Origin of the sequence: Pseudomonas sp. Marseille-Q1929 (assembly GCF_017316265.1) — a bacterium.
Taxonomy (GTDB): Bacteria; Pseudomonadota; Gammaproteobacteria; order Pseudomonadales; family Pseudomonadaceae; genus Aquipseudomonas.
The window spans coordinates 114,477-135,991 of sequence record NZ_JAFLWU010000016.1 but is presented as its reverse complement, the minus strand read 5'-3'; the positions used below and the strand labels follow the sequence as shown (position 1 = coordinate 135,991).

Annotated in this window: 24 protein-coding genes; 6 read left to right on the top strand and 18 right to left on the bottom strand. The window is 62.4% G+C overall.

From position 1 onward, the window contains the following. Positions 1–8 precede the first annotated feature (8 nt). The 3 genes from J1G37_RS18170 to J1G37_RS18160 form a co-directional block, all read right to left on the bottom strand. Positions 9–1,193 (bottom strand): sugar transporter, encoded by a 1,185-nt coding sequence (locus tag J1G37_RS18170; protein WP_124530065.1) that lies wholly within the window; start codon positions 1,191–1,193, stop codon positions 9–11. A 123-nt stretch (positions 1,194–1,316) separates the two neighbouring features. After that, the gene (locus J1G37_RS18165; protein ID WP_207043998.1) at positions 1,317–1,679 is read right to left on the bottom strand and encodes a type 1 fimbrial protein; all 363 of its coding nucleotides are present in this window, start codon (positions 1,677–1,679) and stop codon (positions 1,317–1,319) included. A gap of 65 nt (positions 1,680–1,744) precedes the next feature. Beyond that, positions 1,745–2,743: a bile acid:sodium symporter family protein gene (locus J1G37_RS18160; RefSeq protein ID WP_207043995.1), complete on the bottom strand. Its 999-nt coding sequence runs from the start codon at positions 2,741–2,743 to the stop codon at positions 1,745–1,747. An 86-nt stretch (positions 2,744–2,829) separates the two neighbouring features. Between J1G37_RS18160 and J1G37_RS18155 the strand changes: the two genes are divergently transcribed. Further along, positions 2,830–3,618 carry a helix-turn-helix transcriptional regulator gene (locus tag J1G37_RS18155; RefSeq protein ID WP_207043992.1) on the top strand — a complete coding sequence of 263 codons (789 nt, stop codon included), beginning with the start codon at positions 2,830–2,832 and terminating at the stop codon, positions 3,616–3,618. A 279-nt stretch (positions 3,619–3,897) separates the two neighbouring features. Here J1G37_RS18155 and J1G37_RS18150 read toward each other — a convergent pair whose 3' ends face one another. The 7 genes from J1G37_RS18150 to J1G37_RS18120 form a co-directional block, all read right to left on the bottom strand. Continuing rightward, positions 3,898–5,133, bottom strand: coding sequence for a M20 family metallo-hydrolase (locus tag J1G37_RS18150; protein ID WP_207043989.1), 1,236 nt, complete (start codon positions 5,131–5,133; stop codon positions 3,898–3,900). Continuing rightward, positions 5,126–5,605: an L-2-amino-thiazoline-4-carboxylic acid hydrolase gene (locus J1G37_RS18145; protein ID WP_124527990.1), complete on the bottom strand. Its 480-nt coding sequence runs from the start codon at positions 5,603–5,605 to the stop codon at positions 5,126–5,128. The genes J1G37_RS18150 and J1G37_RS18145 overlap by 8 nt, the downstream gene beginning before the upstream one ends. A gap of 57 nt (positions 5,606–5,662) precedes the next feature. Beyond that, on the bottom strand, positions 5,663–6,802 hold the full coding sequence (locus J1G37_RS18140; protein ID WP_207043986.1) for a branched-chain amino acid ABC transporter substrate-binding protein: 1,140 nt from the start codon (positions 6,800–6,802) through the stop codon (positions 5,663–5,665). A gap of 66 nt (positions 6,803–6,868) precedes the next feature. After that, positions 6,869–7,585 (bottom strand): ABC transporter ATP-binding protein, encoded by a 717-nt coding sequence (locus tag J1G37_RS18135; protein ID WP_207043983.1) that lies wholly within the window; start codon positions 7,583–7,585, stop codon positions 6,869–6,871. Continuing rightward, on the bottom strand, positions 7,578–8,351 hold the full coding sequence (locus J1G37_RS18130) for an ABC transporter ATP-binding protein (RefSeq protein ID WP_207043981.1): 774 nt from the start codon (positions 8,349–8,351) through the stop codon (positions 7,578–7,580). The genes J1G37_RS18135 and J1G37_RS18130 overlap by 8 nt, the downstream gene beginning before the upstream one ends. Continuing rightward, on the bottom strand, positions 8,348–9,433 hold the full coding sequence (locus J1G37_RS18125; RefSeq protein ID WP_207043979.1) for an ABC transporter ATP-binding protein: 1,086 nt from the start codon (positions 9,431–9,433) through the stop codon (positions 8,348–8,350). The genes J1G37_RS18130 and J1G37_RS18125 overlap by 4 nt, the downstream gene beginning before the upstream one ends. Beyond that, on the bottom strand, positions 9,430–10,377 hold the full coding sequence (locus J1G37_RS18120; protein WP_207043977.1) for a branched-chain amino acid ABC transporter permease: 948 nt from the start codon (positions 10,375–10,377) through the stop codon (positions 9,430–9,432). Before J1G37_RS18120 ends, J1G37_RS18125 begins: the two co-directional genes overlap by 4 nt. Positions 10,378–10,549: 172 nt before the next feature. Here J1G37_RS18120 and J1G37_RS18115 point away from each other — a divergent pair, with 172 nt between their 5' ends. Both J1G37_RS18115 and J1G37_RS18110 read left to right on the top strand, forming a co-directional pair. Further along, positions 10,550–11,446, top strand: coding sequence for a LysR substrate-binding domain-containing protein (locus tag J1G37_RS18115; RefSeq protein WP_207043974.1), 897 nt, complete (start codon positions 10,550–10,552; stop codon positions 11,444–11,446). Between the two features lie 86 nt (positions 11,447–11,532). Then, entirely contained in the window at positions 11,533–11,961 is a 429-nt protein-coding gene (locus tag J1G37_RS18110; protein ID WP_207043971.1) for a hypothetical protein, read from the top strand. Between the two features lie 73 nt (positions 11,962–12,034). Here J1G37_RS18110 and J1G37_RS18105 read toward each other — a convergent pair whose 3' ends face one another. Further along, complete coding sequence (locus tag J1G37_RS18105; protein WP_207043969.1) at positions 12,035–12,784, bottom strand: SDR family oxidoreductase; 750 nt, start codon at positions 12,782–12,784, stop codon at positions 12,035–12,037. Between the two features lie 91 nt (positions 12,785–12,875). Between J1G37_RS18105 and J1G37_RS18100 the strand changes: the two genes are divergently transcribed. Beyond that, on the top strand, positions 12,876–13,826 hold the full coding sequence (locus J1G37_RS18100; protein ID WP_242551633.1) for a LysR family transcriptional regulator: 951 nt from the start codon (positions 12,876–12,878) through the stop codon (positions 13,824–13,826). An 8-nt stretch (positions 13,827–13,834) separates the two neighbouring features. On the opposite strand, the gene J1G37_RS18095 is transcribed toward J1G37_RS18100, so the two are convergent. After that, a complete protein-coding gene (locus tag J1G37_RS18095; RefSeq protein WP_207043967.1) occupies positions 13,835–14,584 on the bottom strand; it encodes a glucose 1-dehydrogenase in 750 nt (249 codons plus the stop codon). 147 nt (positions 14,585–14,731) lie between these two features. Here J1G37_RS18095 and J1G37_RS18090 point away from each other — a divergent pair, with 147 nt between their 5' ends. Next, on the top strand, positions 14,732–15,598 hold the full coding sequence (locus tag J1G37_RS18090; protein ID WP_207043966.1) for an AraC family transcriptional regulator: 867 nt from the start codon (positions 14,732–14,734) through the stop codon (positions 15,596–15,598). A gap of 115 nt (positions 15,599–15,713) precedes the next feature. Here J1G37_RS18090 and J1G37_RS18085 read toward each other — a convergent pair whose 3' ends face one another. From J1G37_RS18085 to J1G37_RS18070, 4 genes are read right to left on the bottom strand one after another with little or no spacing between them, the layout of a single operon-like run. Continuing rightward, on the bottom strand, positions 15,714–16,172 hold the full coding sequence (locus J1G37_RS18085) for a nuclear transport factor 2 family protein (RefSeq protein ID WP_207043964.1): 459 nt from the start codon (positions 16,170–16,172) through the stop codon (positions 15,714–15,716). Positions 16,173–16,190: 18 nt separating this feature from the next. Then, complete coding sequence (locus tag J1G37_RS18080) at positions 16,191–17,150, bottom strand: saccharopine dehydrogenase NADP-binding domain-containing protein (RefSeq protein ID WP_207043962.1); 960 nt, start codon at positions 17,148–17,150, stop codon at positions 16,191–16,193. Continuing rightward, positions 17,147–17,548 carry a VOC family protein gene (locus J1G37_RS18075; protein ID WP_124527976.1) on the bottom strand — a complete coding sequence of 134 codons (402 nt, stop codon included), beginning with the start codon at positions 17,546–17,548 and terminating at the stop codon, positions 17,147–17,149. Before J1G37_RS18075 ends, J1G37_RS18080 begins: the two co-directional genes overlap by 4 nt. 16 nt (positions 17,549–17,564) lie before the next feature. Next, positions 17,565–18,308: an SDR family oxidoreductase gene (locus J1G37_RS18070; protein ID WP_207043960.1), complete on the bottom strand. Its 744-nt coding sequence runs from the start codon at positions 18,306–18,308 to the stop codon at positions 17,565–17,567. Between the two features lie 138 nt (positions 18,309–18,446). On the opposite strand from J1G37_RS18070, the gene J1G37_RS18065 reads away from it, so the two are divergent. After that, positions 18,447–19,337: an AraC family transcriptional regulator gene (locus J1G37_RS18065; protein ID WP_207044027.1), complete on the top strand. Its 891-nt coding sequence runs from the start codon at positions 18,447–18,449 to the stop codon at positions 19,335–19,337. 120 nt (positions 19,338–19,457) lie between these two features. Here the strand turns inward: J1G37_RS18065 and J1G37_RS18060 are convergent, their stop codons facing one another. Continuing rightward, the gene (locus tag J1G37_RS18060) at positions 19,458–21,200 is read right to left on the bottom strand and encodes an ABC transporter substrate-binding protein (RefSeq protein ID WP_207043957.1); all 1,743 of its coding nucleotides are present in this window, start codon (positions 21,198–21,200) and stop codon (positions 19,458–19,460) included. 32 nt (positions 21,201–21,232) lie between these two features. Further along, positions 21,233–21,505: a DUF2160 domain-containing protein gene (locus J1G37_RS18055; RefSeq protein WP_017735080.1), complete on the bottom strand. Its 273-nt coding sequence runs from the start codon at positions 21,503–21,505 to the stop codon at positions 21,233–21,235. Between the last annotated feature and the right edge of the window lie 10 nt (positions 21,506–21,515).

The window sequence follows — 21,515 nt, the reverse complement described above, 5'->3', positions numbered from 1 at the left end:
GTCTGGTTTTAGCTGGGTGACACACCCTGCCCGAACTTGCGAATCGCCAGGCAATAGCCGATCAACGCGAGCGCCGCCAGCAAGCCGCCTGCCGCACCGATCCAGGCGAAGCCGAACTGGCTGCCGACCCAGCTGCCCATCAGCGCGCCACCACCGATGCCGATGTTGTAGATGCCGGAAAACATCGCCATGGCCACGTCGGTGGCGTCTGGCGCCAGCACCAGCACCTTGGACTGCATCGCCAGGCCAAAGCCCATGATCGCCATGCCCCAGAAAATGCTCAGGCCGACGAGGTAGGATTCGGCCCCGCTCAACGGCAGCATCAGCGCCAGGCACGCCGCCAGGATGAACACCGCGCCGACCACGAACAGATGGGGGTTGAAGCGGTGCACCAGGCTGAACAGCAGCGAACCGATGATGCCCGCGCCACCAAACACCAGCAGGATCAGGGTCACGGCACTGCCGCTCATGCCGGCCACGCCTTCGACAAAGGGTTCGATGTAGCTGTAGGCGGTGAACTGCGCGGTCACGGTCAGGGCGGTGAGCACGTACAGCGCCACCAGCGCCGGGCGTTTGAACAGCAACGGCAGGCTGCGCAACGAGCCGGAGTTCTGGCTCGGCAACAGCGGCAAGGTGCGCGCCAGCCAGAACACCAGCGCGGCGGCGAAGGCGCCGATGACCAGGAACGTGGTGCGCCACCCCATGGCCTCGCCGAGCAGGCGGCCCAGGGGAATACCCAACACCATCGCCAGGGACGTACCGGTGGCCAACAGGCCGAGGGCTTGCACCTGTTTGCCGGCCGGCGCCAGGCGCACCGCCAGCGACGCAGTGATCGACCAGAACAACGCATGGGACAAGGCGATGCCGATGCGACTGACCATCAGCAAGCCAAAACTGGTGGCCACGCTGGACAGGATATGGCTGGCGATAAACATGCAGAACAGCACGATCAGCAACTTGCGCCGCTCGACGTTGCGCGTCAGCAGCATCACCGGCAGCGACGTCAGGGACACGATCCAGGCGTAGATCGTGAGCATCAGGCCGACGCTCGACACCGGCATGTCAAAGCTCGCGCCAATGGCGCTGAGCAGCCCGACGGGGACAAATTCGGTGGTATTGAATACAAAGGCGGCCAACGCAAGGGCGATGACCGGCTGCCAATTGGCTTGGGGGGTTGCGGCTGAAATGCTCATTGAAGGGCGCGGTACTCGGACGATGATCAAACGGCTACCCAGGACAAGCGCCGCCGTTGAACATTCTATAGGTTTCTCGCCCGTCTGTTGGCGCTGATGCTGATCAAAAAGCCATCAGTTACGTCACGGCGAGGTCAGGGTGACCACGTAAAGCCCAGAGTGAACCGGCTTTCCCTGAGTATCCACCAGCACATACCGTTGGTCGTAATAGCGCCCGCTGCCACTGTCCGTAACCAGCTTGACGCTGGCCGGTGCACCGCTCAGCGCCTGCACGCTACGAATCGGCTGCACATCGAACCGACCACCGCGCAAGGCCTGCGGACAGCCCTTCAACTCAATCATCGAACCGCCCGACGTCGCCGCGTTGCAGCCCGGTTCGACAATACTGCCGCGAAATTGAATGACCCCGCCCGATGCCGCCAGGCAGCCTCCCGCCCACACCGCAAAAAACCCGCTAACCAGTGACAAACGCTTTACGTTGTTCATCTCGACTTCCTTCTTGGGTGATTAAGAAGGTAGTCGTCCGATTGACTCAAGACTTGAGCAACTGCTCAGGGATCAACCTGCCCCATCAATTGCGTCACCGGCTCGGGCCGCTGCGCATAGCGCTGGGCCAGCGCTGCGCAGACCATCAACTGGATCTGGTGAAACAGCATCAACGGCAGGATCAGCACGCCCATGGTTGCCCCGGCGAACAGCACCTGGGCCATCGGCACGCCCGTCGCCAGGCTTTTCTTCGAGCCGCAGAACAGGATGGTGATGCGGTCTTCCTGATTAAAACCGAACGCCTTGGCCAGCACCGTCGAGGCCACCAGCACCAGGGCCAGCAACACACAGCACGCTACCACCAGGCCGCCCAGTTCCCATAGCGGGATCTGGTGCCAGATGCCTTCGTTGACCGCTTCGCTGAACGCGCCGTAGACCACCAGCAGGATCGAGCCTTGATCGACGAATTTCAGCCAGGACTTGTTACGCCCCACCCACGCGCCAATCCAGCGCCGAGCGATCTGCCCGGCAATAAAGGGCAGCAGCAGTTGCACGCTGATCTTGAGGATCGCGTCGAGGGTGTTGCTGCCTTCGCCATGCACATTGAGCAACAGCGTCACCAGCAGCGGCGTGAGAAAGATGCCAAACAGGCTCGACGCCGCCGCGCTGCAAATCGCCGCCGGGATATTGCCCCGCGCCAGCGACGTAAAGGCAATCGCCGACTGCACCGTGGCCGGCAGCGCACAGAGGTACAGCATGCCCATGTACAGGTCTTTGCCGATCAGCGGCGACAGCAGCGGCTTGAGCGCCAGGCCGAGCAATGGGAACAGCACGAAAGTCAGGCTGAACACCAGCAGGTGCAGGCGCCAGTGGCCGGCACCGGCGATGATCGCCTGGTTCGACAGCTTGGCGCCGTGCAGGAAAAACAGCAGCGCGATGGCCAGGTTGGTGACCCAGCCAAAGGCCACGGCAGTCTGGCCGCTGGCGGGCAACAGCGAGGCGAGGATCACCGTGGCGATCAGGGTCAGGGTGAAGTTGTCAGGGAGAAAGCGCGGACGGGTCATAAGTGAGTTCTTCCGGGGGTTGCCAAGAGCGTCTCGGCGACTCTAACGTAACGGCTTGTTACCGACTAACGCCAATGAGCCAACAAATGCCGCCTAAAGGACATGACAAAACCGTGCGCCGCAGCGTGCCCGGGCTTTCCAGCTTGCCACGGCCGGTGTACGGGCGCACTGAATCCCTGCCTAATCGCGCCCTGACCCGGCGTCACAGTCACCCGTGGGTGCAATTGTCGTACGCGATTTCCGGGGTGCTGGAGATCCAGACAAGCGTCGGCCGCTTTGTCGCACCGCCCCAGCGCGCGGTGTGGATTCCGGCGGGCATGCCCCACCGCGTGTTCAGCTCGCCCCGCACCGAAATGCGCAGCCTGTACCTCGATTGCAGCGTGACCACCTGGGCAGACGCGCGCTGCCATGTGCTGGAGGTGAGCAGTTTGCTGCGCGAGTTGATCCGCAGCTTCAGCGAACTGCCGGTAGCCTATGCCGAAGACGGCGCGGAGGGGCGCCTGGCCCAAGTGCTGCTCGACCAACTGGCCGCAGCGCCCCAGGTGGACTTGATGCTGCCGCTGCCCATGGACCCGCGTTTGCGCCAGATCTACCGCAGCTTGAACCTGCACCCGGAGCAACAGACCACCCTGGGTGACTGGAGCCGCAAATTGGCGGTCAGTGAGAAAACCCTCAGCCGCTTGTTTTTGCGCGACACCGGGCTGACGTTTCGCGCCTGGCGCCAGCGCTTGCGCCTGCTCACCGCCCTGCCCGCCCTGGAGCAAGGCGAGCGCGTGACGGATGTGGCATTGGGGTGTGGGTATGAATCGACGTCGGCGTTTATCAATGCGTTTCGCCAGCAGTTTGATGCGACGCCGGGGGAGTTTTTCCGCTGACTTGCAGGAGTAGGTAATCCAAATGTGGGAGCGGGCTTGTGTGGGAGCGGGCTTGCTCGCGAATGCGGTGGATCAGTTGGAACATCTTTGACTGACACACCGCTTTCGCGAGCAAGCCCGCTCCCACAGGGGATTGGGTTTCCACTTCGGATCAGGCTTACACCGATCAAACTGTGGGAGCTGGCTTGCCTGCGATGGCGGTGGGTCAGCTAAAAATATTGGCTGGTAGACCGCTATCGCAGGCAAGCCAGCTCCCACATTTGGATGTGTGTACAGTCGCTAGATATGGGACTTGGCCAATATCGCCTGGAGCAACACATCCGCCCCCGCCGTCGACCATTCCGGCGAAATCTCCTCCGCTTCGTTATGGCTCAACCCGTCCACACACGGCACAAAGATCATCGCGGTCGGCGCCACCTGGTTGAGGTAGCAGGCATCATGCCCCGCGCCGGAAATCATTGGCCGATGGCTGTAACCCAACGCCTCGGCAGACGCCCGCACCACCTCCACGCACTCCGCGTCAAACGCGATCGGCGCGTACTGGAAGATCTGCTTCACGCTGTGCTGCAAGCCAATCCCGTCGGCGATCTGCGCCACTGCTTCGCGCAGTTGCTGGTCCTGGCGCGCCAGCACGGTTTCGTCCGGGTGACGGAACTCCACGCTGAAAAACACCCGCCCTGGCACGACGTTGCGCGAGTTGGGGAAGATATTCGCCATGCCCACCGTGGCACGCCCTTCAGCGCCTTGTTCCAGGCCCAGGCCGTTCACCGCTTCGACCACGCGGGCGAAGCCGAGCAAGGCGTCGAGGCGATGGTCCATCGGCGTGGTGCCGGCGTGGGCGCTGCGGCCCTTCAATTCGACCTCGTACCAGCGCTGGCCCTGGGCGCCGGTGACCACCCCGATGGTGATGCCTTGCGCTTCAAGAATCGGGCCTTGTTCGATGTGCAATTCAAACGCCGCATGCACCGCCTGGCCACCCACCGGGTGCGGGCCGGCATAGCCGATCTGCTGCAACGCCTGGCCAATGCTCACGCCATTTTTATCTTCGCGGGACAGGCCGTATTCCAGATCAAACACCCCGGCGTAGACCCCCGACGAAATCATCGCCGGGGCAAAGCGCGAGCCTTCTTCGTTGGTCCAGTTGACCACCTCGATCGGCCGGTCGGTCTCGATACCGAGGTCGTTCAAGGTGCGCAGTACTTCCAGCCCGGCGAGCACGCCGTAGATGCCGTCGTACTTGCCGCCGAAGGGCTGGGAGTCGCCATGGGAACCGGTCAGCACCGGCGCCAGGTCAGCAAAGCGCCCGGCGCGACGGGCGAAGATATTGCCCATGGCGTCCACGCGAATGCTGCACCCGGCAGCCTCGCACCATTGCACGAACAGGTCGCGCCCACGACGATCTTCGTCGGTCAGCGCCAGGCGCGAAACGCCGCCCTTTTCGGTGGCGCCGATCTGCGCCATGTCCATCAGCGAGTCCCACAAACGCGCGCCGTTGACCCGTGCCAGATTATTCATGGGGTTTGGCCCGGTAGCGAAAATCACAGCGATGGTCGCCGCCCATGATGGTCTGGGTGCGGGTCAATTCGATATCGGGGTTGTAGCCGACGATAAACAGCTCGTCACGGTTGCACGACAACAAGTGGCCGATCTCGCCCAGGCCCATCTCGGTGTACATCTCGGCGTAGCGGCAGCGCTTGACGTCGTAGTCGTAGTGCTCGGCGTCGCTGGCGATGATCTCGACCTTCAGCGCGTCGTCTTTTTCCCAGAGCACTTGTAGCTCGACAAAGCTCTTGAGGTCGGCCTGCTCTTCCAGCGAAGCAAAATGCTTGCCCGCCTGGATCGCCGCGTTACCCACCGCTTCGCCGATCACGGCAGCGGCAAAGTCCTTGCCCTGCTCGCGCTTGAGAATCTCGTAGATCGGCTTGATGATTTCGGCCTCGATCCGCCGCCGGGCAAGAATGCCCAGTTCACCTTCCAGTTTGCTCATTGTGTGCCTCCATCAGCTCCACAGAATCGGGTGCCCCAAAGGGCACCCAAACGATCATTACTTGCCGCCTGCGACACTTACGGGCTGCCATTGGTTGGCTTTGACCTGGTAAACGGTGAACGACGGCTTCTTCAAGTTGCCTTGCGCATCAAACGCGATAGTCCCAGTCACACCCGCGTAGCTGATGGCGCGCAGCACCGGCAGGTACTTCTGCGGATCAACCGAATCGGCCTGCTCAATCGCCGCCACCAGCACGCCAACGCCGTCATAGGCGAACGGCGCGTGCAGTTCGATATTGGCCTTGTAGCGTTCTTTGTAAGCCTGCTCGAAGGCCTTGCCACCCGGCATCTGCGCAATCGCCAGGCCCGGTTCCAGGGCGATCACGCCCTCGCCTTCGTTCTGCGCCAACTCCAGGAAGGTCTGGCTGACAAAACCACCGGCGCCCATCAGCGGCGCCTTGATCCCCAGTTGCTTGATGCGCCGCGCCAGCGGTGCGGCCTGGGAGTCGACGCCACCGAAGAAGATCAGGTCCGGGTTCTGGCTGCGGATATTGGTGAGCACGGCGCTGAAGTCGATGGTCTTGTCGTCCACGTATTCACGGCCGACGACTTTCGCGCCACCGGCTTCGATGGCTTTGACAAACTGGTCCGCCAGGCCCTGGCCGAATGCAGTGCGGTCGTCGATCACGGCGATGCGCTTGGCTTTCAGCGTGTTCAACGCGTAATCGCCGGCGACCTGACCGCCGTCGTCGTCATGGCCCATGATGCGGAAACTGGTGTCGAAACCCTGCTGGGTGTAAGCGTGACCGGTGGCAACCGGTGCCACCTGCGCAATCCCGGCGTCGTGGTAGACCCGCGCGGCCGGGATGCTGGTGCCGGTGTTCCAGTGGCCGACCACGCCGACCACGCCTTCATCCACCAGGCGCTGGGCCACGGTGACGGCGGTGCGCGGGTCGGACTGGTCGTCTTCGGAGACCAGCTTGAAGGTCACGGCTTCGCCGTTGATCTTCGGGTGCTTGGCGTTGGCTTGGTCGATGGCCAGTTTGGCGCCGTTTTCCAGGTCCTTGCCGATGCGCGCGGACGGGCCAGTCAGCGGGCCAGCCAGGCCGATCAGTACGGTCTGGTCGGCTTGGGCCATGGCGCTGGCGAGACTGCTCAGGGCCAGGCCGATCAATGCGGTGTTCTTCAAAATACTCATCAGTAGTTCCTGCTTCTTTTCGGGCGGGTCGGAACACGCCGGGCGTCCGGTAGCGTCATGGTTTAGTTATTCGCCGAGGTACGCGCTGCGCACCTCAGGGTGTTCAAGCAAATCCTGGGATGGGCCCGTGAGGCTGATGCGCCCGGTGTCCATCACATAGGCGCGGTCGGTGACTTGCAGCGCCAGCCGCGCGTTCTGCTCCACCAGCAACAGGGTCATGCCCTGGCGGCAGACGTCGTCGATCACCTGGAAAATCTTCTCCACCATGATCGGCGCCAGGCCCATGGACGGCTCATCCAGGATCAGCAAGCGCGGGCGCGACAACAATGCACGGGCCAGGGCGAGCATCTGTTGCTCGCCGCCCGACAGCAGGCCGGCGGATTGGTGCAGGCGTTCTTCCAGGCGCGGAAAGTGTTCGAACAACTGGCGCATTTCACGCTGCACTTGCACGTTGTCGCGGCGCAAAAATGCGCCGGCCTGCAGGTTCTCCAGCACGCTCATGCGCGCGAAAATCCCACGGCCTTCGGGGACCATGGCGATGCCTTGGCGCAGCAGTGTGTCCGGCGCCTGGCCGAGGATGGAGTGCCCGGCAAAACGGATCTCGCCCTTGGCCGCCGGCAGCAAACCGGTGAGCGCCTTGAGGCTGGAGGTCTTGCCCGCGCCATTGGCGCCAATCAGGGTGACGCGTTCGCCTTCATCGATATGCAGGTCGAGGGCTTTGACGGCTTCGATGGCGCCGTAGCGCACCTGCAAACCTTCGACTTTCAACAGTGCTTCAGACATGCGCGCTGGCTCCCAGATAGGCTTGGATCACGGCCGGGTGCTGGCGCACGTCGGCGGGCGGGCCGACGGCGATGACCTGGCCGTAATCCAGCACGCTGATGCGGTCGCACACGCCCATCACCAGCTTGACGTCGTGTTCGATCAACAACAGGGTGTGGCCGTCGTCGCGGATCTTTTCCAGCAGGCCGCGCAGTTGCACTTTCTCGCTGGCGTTCATGCCTGCTGCCGGTTCATCCAAGGCCAGCAGGCGCGGTTCGGTGGCCAGGGCGCGGGCGATTTCCAGGCGGCGTTGGTGGCCGTAGCTCAGGCTGTCGGCGCGGTAATTGGCGAAACCGGCAAGGCCCACGTAGGCCAGCAAACGATGGGCGTGAGCACGGGTTTGCGCTTCTTCATCGCGGGCGCGGCGATGCTGACTCAGGGCCGCCCACAGGCCGTTGCGGGTGCGCACATGGCGCCCGACCATGACGTTTTCCAGGGCGCTCATCGCGTTGAACAGGCGGATGTTCTGAAAGGTACGCGCGATCCCCGCCTCGGCCACCTGATGCACGCTGGTGGGTTGGTAGTCGCGGCCATCCAGTTGGAAACGCCCGGAGTCCGGCGTGTACAAGCCGGTCATGACGTTAAAGAAAGTGGTCTTGCCCGCGCCATTCGGGCCGATCAAGCCGTAGATCTCGCCGGGCTGGATGCTCAGGCTCACGTCGGTCAGCGCCGCGACGCCGCCGAAGTGTTTGTTGACCTTGTCGATCTGCAACAGCGGTGCGTTCATCGTGCCACTCCTTTGGGCCACAATCCGGCGGGTCGGTAGAGCATCGCCAGGATCAACGCCAGGCCGTAGAACAGCTGGCGGATGATTTCCGGGTCCACCAGCACCTGGCCGAACAGCGTCTGCTGCAACGGGCCCATGCTGGCGCGCAACGCTTCGGGCAGGGCCGCCAACAATACGCAACCGAGGATGACCCCGGGGATATGGCCCATGCCGCCCAGCACCACCATTGCCAGCACCGCAATGGACTCGTTCAACGTGAAGGATTCCGGCGAGACAAAGCCCTGGAACGAGGCGAACAACGCGCCGCTCACGCCGCCGAACGCCGCGCCAATGGCAAACGCCAGCAGCTTGAGGCGCACGGTATTGATGCCCATGGCCTGGGCCGCGTCTTCGTCCTCGCGGATCGCCACCCAGGCACGGCCGATGCGCGAACGCTCCAGGCGGATGCACGCAAACAGGATCAACACCACCAGCGCCGCAAACAGGTAGTAATAGAGGTACACCGACGGCAGGCGCAGGCCGAACAGCTCTTGGGTGCGACCGAGGTTGACGCCAAGCAGGCTGACCGGATCAACCTGGGAGATGCCTTTGGGGCCGTTGGTGATGTTCACCGGGCGGTCGAGGTTGCGCAGCAGGATGCGGATGATTTCGCCGAACCCCAGCGTCACAATCGCCAGATAGTCACCGCGCAAGCGCAGCGTCGGCGCGCCCAGCACCACACCAAAACCGGCCGCGAGCAGCGCACCCAGCGGCAGAATCAACCAGATCGAGGTGTGCATGCCCGCTGGCAACAACGCCGCCAACGCAGGAAACTGTTGCAGCAGATGGGGCGACGAGAGCAATGCGGCGAGGTAGGCGCCCACCGCGTAGAACGCGATAAAGCCCATGTCCAGCAACCCGGCGTAGCCGACCACGATGTTCAACCCGAGGGCGAGCATGATGTACAGCAGGGCAAAGTCGAGGGTGCGTACCCAGGTGTTACCGCCCGCATGGCCGACAATCCACGGCGCCAGCACCAGGGCCACGGCGAGCAGCAACAGGCCCAGGCTTGCGCGTTTGTTGGGGATCAGGGACTTGATCATGCGCGGCTCGCCAAACGTTCGCCCAACAACCCGGAGGGACGGAACACCAGCACCGCGATCAACACGATAAAGGCGAACACATCCTGGTAATTGCTGCCGAACACACCGTTGGTGGCCGCACCCAGGTAGCCGGTGCCGAGGGCTTCGATCAAGCCCAGCAGCAGGCCGCCAAGCATGGCGCCCTTGAGGTTGCCGATGCCGCCCAGCACCGCCGCGGTGAAGGCTTTGATACCGGGCAAGAAGCCCATGTAGAAATGCGCGCTGCCGTAGTTGCTGGCCATCATGACCCCGGCGAGTGCCGCCAGGGCGCCGCCGATGGCGAAGGTGATGACAATGATGCGGTTCGGGCTGATGCCCATCAGGCTGGCGACTTGCGGGTTCTCCGCCACGGCACGCATGGCCCGGCCGAAGCGCGTGCGCTCCACCAGCACCAGCAACGCGAGCATCACCGACAAGGCGATGGCAATCGTCGTCAGCGCCGTGGCGTTGGTGATGGCCGGGTGTGCGGAGGCGCCGGCCAGCACTTCGATCGGCTCCAGCGGCAGCAGTTGCGGGAACATCTGCGGGTTGCGCGTCCACACCAGCATGGCGAGGGTTTGCAGCAGCAGCGACACGCCGATACCGCTGATCAACGGCGCCAGGCGCGGGGCGTGGCGCAGGCGGCGATAGGCCACGCGCTCGATCACCACCGCCAACACCGCGCAAAAGGCCATGGCGACGAGGGTCGCACAGAGCAACACCAGCATCGGCGCAAGGCCTGGAAAGGCGGCCTGCATCAGACGAATCACCGACAAGCCCACCAGCGCGCCGATCATCAACACGTCGCCATGGGCGAAGTTGATGATGCGCAAGATGCCGTAGACCATGGTGTAACCCAGGGCCACCAGCGCGTAGAGACTGCCCGTCATCAAACCGTTGAGCAGTTGTTGGATAAACCCATCCATGAAAACCATCGACCTCAGTGCGTACAAGGGCGGCACACTAAGCATCTATTCTGTTTTTATCAAATAACAGAAAGTCATATGGTTATATCAACCCTGAAACAGGCTATTTATGCCGTAAATACGGCTGTTATGGCTCTTTATTCGGCGCAAGAGTTAGTATTTAATTCAATACATGAATAAATCAGAACAGTTAGCCAATGACCCTCCCCTACGTGCCGTGCGCACCTTCGAAGCTTTTGCGCGCCACGGCGGGGTGAATGCCGCCGCGCGTGAGCTGGAAGTTTCCGCCTCGGCCATCAGCCATCAACTGCACTTGCTGGAAGATTTCCTGCAGCAACCGCTGACCTTGCGCCAGGGCCGCAACCTGGTGCTCACCGATGAAGGCCGCGAGTACTACCGTGCGATTCGCTCGGCGTTTGCGGTGCTGCGCAGCGCCACCGAACATGTGCGCGAAAAAAGCGCCACGCGCCAGGTGACCATCAGCCTGATCCCGTTGTTTGGCATTAATCTGTTTATTCCACGCCTGGCGCATTTCCTGAAGGATCACCCGGCGCTGGACATCAACGTGACCTACGCCAACCACCGCAGCTACCCCAGCGATGCGGCCGACCTGTCGATCCGCTTCGGCACCGGGCATTGGCCGGGCTATCACAGCGAGCCGCTGATCTCCGGCGCCGTGACGCCCTATTGCAGCCGCGCCTTCCTGGCACAGCACGGGCCCATCGACACGCCCGAGGCCCTGAGCCAACTGCCGCTGCTGCACGACGAAGAACGCGGCACCTGGGGCCAATGGTTCGAGGCCGCCGAGGTGGATGCCACCGCGTTGAATGGATTGCTGCTGGAAGATGGCCAGCTTGCGCTGACGGCAACCCTCACCGGCCTCGGCTGCGCCTTGCTGCGCGAACCCTTGGTAGCGCCGCTGGTGGCCAGTGGCGAGTTGGTGAAGTTGTTTGAGCTGGAGGTGAATGATGGCCGCCAGTATTACCTGTGCCGACGGGCCAACAGCGAGTTGTCCAGCGAGGGCAATGATTTGTATGACTGGATCAAGCGCAGCCTGATTGCAGCCTGAACCGTTCATTAATCCCCCACAAACCGGCGCTCGGCTGCTATTGTGCCGCGCTTTGAAAAACCGCTGAACCTGCGAGGAAATGCACGTTGAACACTGACGAAAAAATGACCGGGGACTTGTTCGAGGTGGATAAGCGCCTGTCACTCAAACCCGTGGTGGACTTCAACAGCTACCTGCGCACGGCCTTCGGCGACGGCCCGTGCACCTGCATCCGCTGCACCGCCAGCGGGGGCGATGAAACGGGCTACGCGTTCCAGCACACCTTTACCTTCGACGGCAAACCCACCCACCGCCGCTTCGCCACCACAGCGGGTAGCGATGTGTTGCAGGTGTTGAAGAAGGCGTGGTTGTCGTACACCAAGGCTGAGTTGCCGCTTAGTGGTGTGCTGGGGTTGGATACGGTGAAGGAGTTTGTTGAGCCGCAGTTGCACAAGCGGTTGGCGCCGTTGTTCCTGGCCAGTGAGCTGGTCAAGGATGTAGAGGCTGAGCTACAGCTTCAACCGCAGGCGGCGTAAGCCTGGGAACACCACCGAGCAAAATGTGGGAGCGGGCTTGCTCGCTCCCACACTGGACCTCAGCGATCAGACCTCAGCTGTTCTGCCCACCATCCACATTCAACGTGGCACCGGTGATAAAAGCCGCATCCACGCCGACGAGAAACGCCACCACCCCGGCGATTTCTTCCGGCTGCCCATAACGCCCCAGTGCAGTCATCTGTTTGACCAGCGGCGCCATGTCGCTGGTGTCCGGGTTCATGTCGGTGTTGATCGGCCCCGGCTGTACAGTGTTTACCGTGATTCCCCGTGGCCCCAGGTCCCGTGCCCAGGCGCGGCCGTAAGCCGCCACGGCCGCCTTGCTCGCCGCATAGTCACCAATCCCGGGGAACGGCGCGCGGCTGGCGAACATGGTGCCGATCGAAACGATGCGCCCACCATCGGCCATCAGCGGTACGGCAGCCCGCACCGCCGCCACCACGCCATTGAGGTTAATCGCTTGTTGGCGGTCCAGTGCGGCTATATCGGCGTCGGGGTCCCCCACCATGCCCATCGTAAAGACACCGGCGCTGTTGACCAGGATATCCAGGCGCCCGAAGTGTTCATGCACGCGCCTGACCAGCGCCGCCACGGCCGCGCTATCGGCTTGATCCGCCGCCACGGCCAGGCCGCTGACCCCATGCGCCTTGATGCTGCGCAACACTGACTGCGCATGCTCGGCGGATTGGGAATAGCTGAACGCAACAGCGGCACCTTCGGCCGCCAGGCGCTTGGCAATGGCGGCGCCAATACCGCGTGAAGCGCCGGTGACCAGTGCAACTTTACCTTTGAGAGAGTGAGTCATGATAATTCCTTGAAAGGCTGTCGATTCGCGGGTTGCGAGGCGTAAATCAAGGTAATCTCTTCGACTTTTGTGATAAACGGCCTATATCTGTATGCCGCATCATCAAATTCGTGACAATTGGCGAGAGACCATGGACTACTTCCAGGCTGTACAGGCGTTTTTACGCATCGTCGAAACCGGCAGTTTTGTAAAAGCTGCCGCGCAATTGGACGTGCACCCCAACGCCGTGACCAAGCTGATTCAGGCGCTTGAGTCCCACCTGCGCGTAAAGCTGCTGAACCGCACCACACGCACGGTGACGCTGACCCCGGAAGGCAGCGCCTACCACACGCGCATGAGCCGGGTGCTGGACCAGTGGCTGGAAGCAGAATCGGACATGGCGGTGTCCCGCAGCCGCCCCAGCGGCCGAGTGCGGGTTGACATGGGCACCACCATCGCCACATTGCTGGTGATCCCGGCGCTGCGCGATTTTCATGAGCGCTACCCGGATATCCAGATCGATATCGGTGCCAGCGACCGCACCGCCGACCTGGCCAGTGAAAGCATCGACTGTGTGATCCGTGGCGGGCACCTGCCGGATTCGGCAATGATTGCGCGAGGCCTGGGCAGCCTGGAGTTTGTCACCTGTGCCACACCCGCCTATCTGGCAGCCCACGGCACCCCCAACCACCCCGTTGAACTGGAAGAAGGCCATACGCTGGTGCGCTACTTTTTTCCCGGCACCGGCAAACAAAACCGTCTGGCGCTGATACGCGCTGACGAACAGGTCGCCGTTGAGGGCCGCCATTTTGTGGCCGTGAATGACAGCAACGCCTACCTGGCGGCAGGCCTTGCTGGGCTGGGGGTAATCCACACCTTGCGCTTCATGGTGCAGCCGCATATCGACATAGGCACCTTGGTGCCGGTGCTCACGCAATGGTCGGCGGCGCCCAACCCGCTGTCGGTGGTGTACATGCCCAATCGCCACCTGAGCGCGCGGGTGCGGGTGTTTGTCGAATGGTTGGTGGAGGTGTTTGCCGCACATCCCCATGTCCGGCAGTGATCAAACCGTCAGTAGCCGACACCGCGCACGCCACCGGATGCGCGGATGGATTCCCCAGTGACCCAATGGGCATCTTCAGACGCGAGGAACACCGCCAGCGGTGCAATATCTTCAGGCTCACCCAAACGCCCCAACGGCGTCCCGGCCATCAGTGACTGGCCAAATTCACCGGCAAAGTTGCCATCGGTGGCCGGGGTATTGGTATGGCCCGGCAAGATTGAATTGACCCGGATGCCCTTTGGCCCCAGTTCACGCGCCAGGGCGAAAGTCAGCGTGTCCACCGCCCCCTTGGTGGCCGAGTACACGCTGGAGGCCAGGTAGGGGTCGGTGCTGAGGATCGAGCTGATATTGATAATACTGCCGCCCTGCCCCAGCAACTTCACCGCCTCCCGCGCCGCCAGCAAATAGCCCAACACATTGAGGTTGAACTGCTTGTGAAAGGCCTCTTCAGTCAGGTCCTCGATCATCTGGAACACCGCGACACCGGCGTTGTTGACCAGGATATCCAGCGTGCCGAAGGTCTGCCGAACCGTGTCGAACAAGCGCGTCACCTCGGCACCCGCACTCATGTCTGCCTGCACGCTGATGGCGTTGCCGCCCTGCGCCTGAATATGGGCGACGACTGCATCAGCATCGGCTTTGCTGGAGGCGTAGTTGACCACCACCGTCGCACCGGCCGCCGCCAAGCCTTTTGCAATGCCTGCGCCGATACCTTTTGATGCGCCAGTGACGACTGCAATTTTTCCGTCGAGCTTCATACGTTTGATTTCCTGCGGTTGAGTGATACTGCGTGCCGCCAGTATTCGGCCCGCCGCCCGCATGACGGTTGCCGGTTCCTCGCCCATGCTTGCCTATTCTTCTCAGTTGCCTTGCGCTACCGCTCGGCGTAGCTCATGGTCGAGCCCATGAACAACGACCTCGATGAACTGCGCCGCCGCGTGCTGCGCGCAGAAAACAAGTGGACCGACACCGGCCTGCCCCGTGTGGCGATGGTGTGTGCCGAAGCCTGCGCCGATCAGGTGTATCAGCCGATGCTGCATCTGGTGCTGCAAGGCGTGAAAACGCTGTCTATCGGCGATCAGGTGTCCACCTACGGGCCGTCCAGCTATTTCGTGGTGCCGGTGGAGGTGCCCGCGACCGGGCAGGTTCACCCTTATGCTCCCGAGTCGCCCTACCTGGCACTCAGCCTGACCCTTGACCCGACTGTAATCGCCAGCGTATTGGCAGATGACATCGCGCCGGCTGAACGGCCGCGCGCGCAACGGTTCGCAGCGGTGCAGGCGCCAGCAGAAATGATCGATGCATGGCTGCGCATGCTGCGGCTGATGGATCGCCCCAACGAAGCGGCCGTGCTGGCACCGATGATTGAGCGGGAGATTGTGTTTCGGGCGCTGCAAGGCCCCCTGCGTGAAACCCTGGTGGCCATGGCGCGCCCCGATGGACGTCTAGCCCAGATCCGCCGAGCCACCGAGTGGATTCGCCAGCACTACACCGAACCTTTTCGCGTGGAACCGCTGGCGGCCATGACTGGCATGAGCGTGGCGGCCTTCTACCGGCATTTCAAAGCCATCACCGCGATGACGCCCATTCAGTATCAGAAACGCCTGCGCCTATTGAGGGCGCGTTGGTTGCTGCTGTTCGATACCCTGGATGCGGCGTCCATCGCCTTCACCGTGGGTTATGAAAGCGCTTCGCAGTTCAGCCGCGAATATGCGCGGCTGTTCGGCTTGCCGCCGGTGAAGGATGCAGCACGTTTCAAAAGCCACCCTTGAACCGCCTGCGAACCGCTGTGGCGAGGGAGCTTGCTCCCGCTGGAGTGCGTAGCGCTCCCGCTTTTTGGGGCCGCTTCGCGACCCAGCGGGAGCAAGCTCCCTCGCCACAAGGTCATCAGGTTCCGGCCAGGACTGCCGGATCGCCCGAGCGCCAGACGTTATCCACGGTCACGCGCTGGATCAGCCATACGCCCTCCTCCCGCACCAACTCAACGTCATAGCGATTCTTCATCAAGTAATGCCGCGAAGGATCGCTTTGCGGCACGTGCTGCGCTTCCACCAACGCATCCAGCCGCGCGTTATCACCGTCGAGGGTGACCCGTGCGTTGCTCACCGAGTGCGTGGTATCGAGCTGGCCGAGCGCGGCGTACAGCGCGCCGACGATGCTGTCGCGCCCTTCCAGCACCGGGTATTCAAAGCCGGCCTTGGCGGCGGCCGGGCGGAAGTCCGAGATGGCGGTGGCGGTGAATGCCGAGGCAAGCAGGGCCGAGTCCTTCAGGTCAATACCTGCCGCGAAGCGATGCAGGGTGTCGATCACCGCGCTGTTTTCAGCGGCTGTTTGCAGATCAGTCATGGCGCAATTCCTGTGAGTTCAATAATCAGTGATTTGAGTGCCGTCGATGGTCTTGGCAAAGCCCACGCCAAATAGCTTTGCCGGGGTTTCAAAGCCGGATCGGCGTTCGCCGCCAAGTACTCGACGCGCCGCTTCCACGGCAGCCAATGGGGTGTAGCTGTAGCCGTTGACGGTTTCGATCACCGATCGAGCAACCATGCCATCGATGCCCGTGACTTCGGCCACGGCACGGGCACGATGGGCGTCGCGCTGGGCCTGGGTGGGGCCGTCGGGCAGTAGCGACAGGTCGCCTTCGGGGAAGGCTTCCCCGGTGATATGCACGAACATCGCGATGTTCGGGATGGCGCTGGAATGCCAGGCCGTAATCAGGTCGCCAAACGACAACGGTGCGCACAACGCAGGGCCGTCGCCAAAGTCCAGGAGCTGCGATTGCGCGTCCGGGGTGGCCAGCAATTCGCCGTCGATGCGCGCCATCACCCCGGCGCCGATGATCTCGCCGACACTCAGCGCCGAGCCCCGGGACATCGCGCCCGGCACCTGCAAGGCGATTTTCAGCGACTGCGGCTGCGGCACGCGGCGGGCGACGTGCATCGCCAGGCAGTCAGTGGGCACCACGTCCCAGCCCACGCCGGGCAGCAGCATCACATCCGCCCCGGCGCCGAGCTGTTCGGCCAGGCGGTACACATTGATTTCGGCGGTGATGTCCAGGTAGTCGGTGCCGCTGGTCATGCAGGCGCGCATCAAGGGTTCGGCGGTGTGGGCGAACGGGCCGGCGAAGTTGAGCAGCACGTCGATGCCCTGCAACTGGCTGGCATCTGCCGCAAACACGCGATACGGCACGTCCAGCTCTGCGGCCAGGGATGCCAGGCGCTCGACGTTGCGGCCAGCGATCACCAGGTTCAGGCCGAGCTGCTTGGCATGCTCGGCCGCCATGCGCCCGGTATAGCCGGTGGCGCCGTAGATCATCAGGGTTTTCATAGGGTGTGCTGCCAGTTTTTGTAGACGAATTCAAGGCTGTAGCCGTCCGGATCGAGGACGTTGGCCGCGTAGTAGTTGGGGTCGTAATGCAAGCGCGCACCCGGTGCGCCGTTATCGATGGCGCCGTTGTCCAGGGCCGCAGCGTAGGCCTTTTCCACCTCGGCTCGGTTGTTGGCGACAAAGCCCACATGCACTGCTCGCCCTTCGACCACGCCTTCACGCAGCCAGAAGAACATCCGCCCATGGGCGCCAAAGCCCTTCAGGTCCGGGTGGCCGGGTGGCCCGTCCTTGCCGTCGTAGTCAAGCCGCGCAGTGATGCCCAAGGGTTTGAGGGTGGCTTCGTAAAAGCGTACAGAGCGCTCGATGTCGCTGACCGAGATAAACAGATGATCCAGCATGATGTGGCCTCGCGATTCAGATGATGTAGCCGCCCGCGACTTCAATCGTCTGGGCATTGATCCAACGGGTTTCTTCCGACAACAACAGCGCGATTACCCGCGCCACGTCTTCAGGCTCTCCGACACGACCGAGTGCGGTTTGCCCGGCCAACAGGGCCTCGAACTCATCGTTCAAGCCACCGCCCAGTTCGGTGCGGATGGCGCCGGGCGAAACAGCATTGGCGCGAATCCGCCGCTCGCCGAATTCCTTGGCCATGTAGCGGGTGAGTACATCCAGACCACCTTTGAATGCGGCGTAAGGCGCCACGCCTGCGGTCGCAACACGGGTGGTGGCACTGGTGAGGTTGACGATGCTGGCGTGCTCTTCCAGCAACGGCAGTAAAGCCTGGGTCAGGAAAAACGGCCCTTTCAGGTGCACGCTGAACAGGCCGTCGAACTGCGCCTCGGTCACCGACTCCAGGGGGTTGAACAGGCCATAGCCGGCGTTGTTCACCAGGCCGCTCAAGGTGCTGACGCCCCAGGTGGTGTCCAAGGCTTGCACCAGCGTTTCGCGGAAAGTGGCGAATGTACTGACAGCGGCAACATCCAATGCCAGCGCTACGGCCTTGCCACCGGCGGCTTCGATCCGCTGCACCACCGCCTGCGCCGCAGCCGGGTTGCGGTTGTAGGTGAGAATCACGCCATGGCCTTGGCGAGCACACAACTCGGCGGTACTGGCACCGATCCCGCGGCTGCCTCCGGTAATCACGATGACGCTCATGGCCTGCTCCACTGCTGAAAAGTTGAGTGAGCACAGTAGCCCTCGCCCTACCCGGCAACTCAGCCGTTCCTACTTCAATCCTGCCTGTTTCTGCTTTTTGCTTGCGTAGGGTCCGAAGGAAGGAACAGCATGGCCATCATGAATACTCAATTGATCGAACTGCGCGCCTTGGCCGCAAACGCCGAAAACCGCCGCACCGAGACCGGCATCCCGCGCGTGGCGATGGTCCAGGGGGCAATTCCCGAGCATATGCTCGCGGCCGTGTATGACCCGATGATCAACCTGATCCTACAGGGCAGTAAGTGCATGACCGTCGGCGACCGCACCTTGCATTACGACCCGGCGACGTATTTTGTGATGTCCATCGAGTTGCCCGCCGTGGGGGTGGTGAACCCGGCGAGTACCGGCGAGCCTTACTTGGCGGTGAGCTTGACCCTGGACCCGACCGTGCTGACCACACTGCTCAGCGACCTGCCTGCACCCAGCGGACGCTGCGAGCAGGAAGCGGGTTTTTCGGTGGCGGCCGTCACGCCCGCGCTGATGGACGCCTGGCTGCGCATGCTGCGCCTGATGGGCGATCCCGTCGCGATTGCCGCCTTGGCGCCGGCTTATGAGCGGGAAATCCTCTATCACGTATTGCAAGGCCCCCACGGCTGGATGTTGCGCGAGATTGCCGCACCGGATACGGCCATGGCGCGGGTCAGCCGAGCCATCCAGTGGATTCGCCGTGACTTTGCCGAACCGATTCGCGTTGACGCGCTGGCATCAATGGCAACCATGAGCGTTTCGGCGTTTCACCGCCACTTCAAGGCGGTGACCAACCTGAGCCCGTTGCAGTATCAGAAGCGCGTGCGCTTGTTACAGGCGCGCACCTTGATGGTGGCCAGTGCGAGCAGCGTGACCAGCGCAGCGTTTGAGGTGGGGTATGAAAGCGCGACCCAGTTCAGCCGGGACTATGCGCGGGTGTTTGGCCTGCCGCCGGCGCGGGATACGGCGCGGATTTTGGCGGCGAACAAAGGTCGTCAGTAAGCGCAGGACTATTGTGGGAGCTGGCTTGCCAGTTCCCACATTTGATCGCTTTGTACTGAGGTATGTATTTCAATCCAAACAAAACGGCACCTGAGTGCCGTTTTGTTTTATCCAACTCGTTTACTTGCGCGCCGCCTCCCACTGCTTGAGCAGGTCACCGTAAGCCACGGTCTCGCCTTTCGGTTTTTCGTTCGCCAGTTTCGGCTTCGGCGCACCCGGCTGGTCGAACCAGTACTGCGCGTCACGCTCGGGGTTCATTTTCGGCCCGCACACCGGTTGCACCTTGGAGCGTTCCAGGCGCGTCATGATCGCGTCTTGCTCCTTGGCCAGGTTGTCCAGCGCTTGCTGCGGGGTTTTCTCGCCGCTGGCGGCGGCGGCGATGTTGCTCCACCACAGCTGCGCCAGGCGCGGGTAGTCCGGCACGTTGGTGCCGGTTGGTGACCACTCGGTGCGGGCCGGGCTGCGGTAGAACTCCACCAGGCCACCCAGTTTCGGCGCCATGTCGGTCATGGCCTGGGAGTTGATGTCGGACTCACGAATCGGCGTCAGGCCGACGATGGTTTTCTTCAGCGAGACGGTTTTCGAGGTCACGAACTGGGCGTAGAGCCACGCCGCGAGTTTCTGTTTTTCCGGGGTGGATTTGAGGAAGGTCCAGGAGCCTACGTCCTGATAGCCCTTCTTCATGCCCTTTTCCCAGTAAGGTCCGACAGGCGACGGCGCCATGCGCCATTTTGGCGTGCCATCGGCATTCACCACCGGCAGGCCTGGCTTGACCATGTCAGCGGTAAACGCGGTGTACCAGAAGATCTGCTGGGCGATATTGCCTTGGGATGGCACCGGGCCGGACTCGGAGAAGGTCATGCCCGCCGCTTCCGGTGGCGCGTAGGCCTTCATCCAGTCCACGTATTTTTGCGTGGCGAACACCGCCGCCGGGCCGTTGGTGTCGCCACCACGGGTCACGCTGGAGCCCACCGGATGGCAGTCCTCGACACGAATGCCCCACTCGTCCACGGGTAGGCCGTTGGGCAGGCCTTTGTCGCCGCCACCGGCCATGGAGAACCAGGCATCGGTGAAGCGCCAGCCGAGGGACGGGTCTTTCTTGCCGTAGTCCATGTGTCCATACACGCGCTTGCCGTCAATTTCCTTGACGTCTTCGCTGAAGAATTTGGCGATGTCTTCGTAGGCCGACCAGTTCACCGGCACGCCGAGGTCATAGCCGTACTTTTCCTTGAACTTGGCTTTCAGGTCCGCGCGTTCGAACCAATCGGCGCGGAACCAGTACAGGTTGGCGAATTGCTGGTCGGGCAACTGGTAGATCTTGCCGTCCGGTGCGGTGGTGAAGGACAGGCCGATAAAGTCCTTCAGGTCCAGGGTCGGCGAGGTGAAGTCCTTGCCCTCATTGGCCATCAAGTCGGTAATGGATTCGGTCTTGCCATAGCGAAAGTGCGTACCGATCAAGTCGGAATCGTTGACCCAGCCGTCATAGATGTTTTTGTCGGACTGCATCTGGGTTTGCAGTTTTTCCACCACGTCGCCTTCCTGTAGCAGGTCGTGGGTCAGCTTGATCCCGGTGATTTCGCTGAAAGCCTTGGCCAGCACCTTGGATTCGTACTCGTGGGTGGTGAGGGTTTCCGACACCACGTTGATCTTCATCCCACGGAACGGTTCCGACGCCTTGATAAACCATTTCAACTCTTCTAGCTGCTGCTCGGCCGTGAGCGTTGATGGCTTGAACTCGCTGCCGATCCATTTTTTCGCGGCATCTTCGTACGCATCGGCCCAGGCCGAGGCACTCAAACCGCTGAGGGCCAGTACGGCGGCCAATGAAATGCTATGTCGCAGCTTATTGTTTTTATCGAACATAGAGACCTCCTGGTTGTTTATTCATAAGGGCACTAGCCCCAACGCATCACGCTCAACAGCCACACCAGGGACAGCGCAGTCGCCGCCCAGATGCTCCAGCCGGTGACGCCGATTACCAGCAAATGCAGGTAGGCGCTGCCGAGAAGACCGATAAACAAACGATCACCACGGGTGGTGCTGATCGGCAAAAAACCGCGCCGGGGAATACTCGGCGAACGCAGTTCCCAGGTGGTCATGCCCGCCAGAATCAGCGCGATGCCACCGAAGAACAGTGCGGTTGGGGTGGTCCAGGCCATCCATTCCATCATCGACTCC

Bases quoted from the DNA above. Each gene is read 5' to 3' on its own strand.
- J1G37_RS18085 (WP_207043964.1), bottom strand. From the start codon at position 16,172: ATGACTGATCTGCAAACAGCCGCTGAAAACAGCGCGGTGATCGACACC.
- J1G37_RS18165 (WP_207043998.1), bottom strand. From the start codon at position 1,679: ATGAACAACGTAAAGCGTTTGTCACTGGTTAGCGGGTTTTTTGCGGTG.
- J1G37_RS18105 (WP_207043969.1), bottom strand. From the start codon at position 12,784: ATGACTCACTCTCTCAAAGGTAAAGTTGCACTGGTCACCGGCGCTTCA.
- J1G37_RS18055 (WP_017735080.1), bottom strand. From the start codon at position 21,505: ATGGAATGGATGGCCTGGACCACCCCAACCGCACTGTTCTTCGGTGGC.
- J1G37_RS18080 (WP_207043962.1), bottom strand. From the start codon at position 17,150: ATGAAAACCCTGATGATCTACGGCGCCACCGGCTATACCGGGCGCATG.
- J1G37_RS18130 (WP_207043981.1), bottom strand. From the start codon at position 8,351: ATGAACGCACCGCTGTTGCAGATCGACAAGGTCAACAAACACTTCGGC.
- J1G37_RS18140 (WP_207043986.1), bottom strand. From the start codon at position 6,802: ATGAGTATTTTGAAGAACACCGCATTGATCGGCCTGGCCCTGAGCAGT.
- J1G37_RS18100 (WP_242551633.1), top strand. From the start codon at position 12,876: ATGCCGCATCATCAAATTCGTGACAATTGGCGAGAGACCATGGACTAC.
- J1G37_RS18095 (WP_207043967.1), bottom strand. From the start codon at position 14,584: ATGAAGCTCGACGGAAAAATTGCAGTCGTCACTGGCGCATCAAAAGGT.
- J1G37_RS18070 (WP_207043960.1), bottom strand. From the start codon at position 18,308: ATGAGCGTCATCGTGATTACCGGAGGCAGCCGCGGGATCGGTGCCAGT.
- J1G37_RS18065 (WP_207044027.1), top strand. From the start codon at position 18,447: ATGAATACTCAATTGATCGAACTGCGCGCCTTGGCCGCAAACGCCGAA.
- J1G37_RS18120 (WP_207043977.1), bottom strand. From the start codon at position 10,377: ATGGATGGGTTTATCCAACAACTGCTCAACGGTTTGATGACGGGCAGT.
- J1G37_RS18155 (WP_207043992.1), top strand. From the start codon at position 2,830: ATGCCGCCTAAAGGACATGACAAAACCGTGCGCCGCAGCGTGCCCGGG.
- J1G37_RS18135 (WP_207043983.1), bottom strand. From the start codon at position 7,585: ATGTCTGAAGCACTGTTGAAAGTCGAAGGTTTGCAGGTGCGCTACGGC.
- J1G37_RS18160 (WP_207043995.1), bottom strand. From the start codon at position 2,743: ATGACCCGTCCGCGCTTTCTCCCTGACAACTTCACCCTGACCCTGATC.
- J1G37_RS18145 (WP_124527990.1), bottom strand. From the start codon at position 5,605: ATGAGCAAACTGGAAGGTGAACTGGGCATTCTTGCCCGGCGGCGGATC.
- J1G37_RS18170 (WP_124530065.1), bottom strand. From the start codon at position 1,193: ATGAGCATTTCAGCCGCAACCCCCCAAGCCAATTGGCAGCCGGTCATC.
- J1G37_RS18115 (WP_207043974.1), top strand. From the start codon at position 10,550: ATGAATAAATCAGAACAGTTAGCCAATGACCCTCCCCTACGTGCCGTG.
- J1G37_RS18150 (WP_207043989.1), bottom strand. From the start codon at position 5,133: ATGAATAATCTGGCACGGGTCAACGGCGCGCGTTTGTGGGACTCGCTG.
- J1G37_RS18090 (WP_207043966.1), top strand. From the start codon at position 14,732: ATGAACAACGACCTCGATGAACTGCGCCGCCGCGTGCTGCGCGCAGAA.
- J1G37_RS18075 (WP_124527976.1), bottom strand. From the start codon at position 17,548: ATGCTGGATCATCTGTTTATCTCGGTCAGCGACATCGAGCGCTCTGTA.
- J1G37_RS18060 (WP_207043957.1), bottom strand. From the start codon at position 21,200: ATGTTCGATAAAAACAATAAGCTGCGACATAGCATTTCATTGGCCGCC.
- J1G37_RS18125 (WP_207043979.1), bottom strand. From the start codon at position 9,433: ATGATCAAGTCCCTGATCCCCAACAAACGCGCAAGCCTGGGCCTGTTG.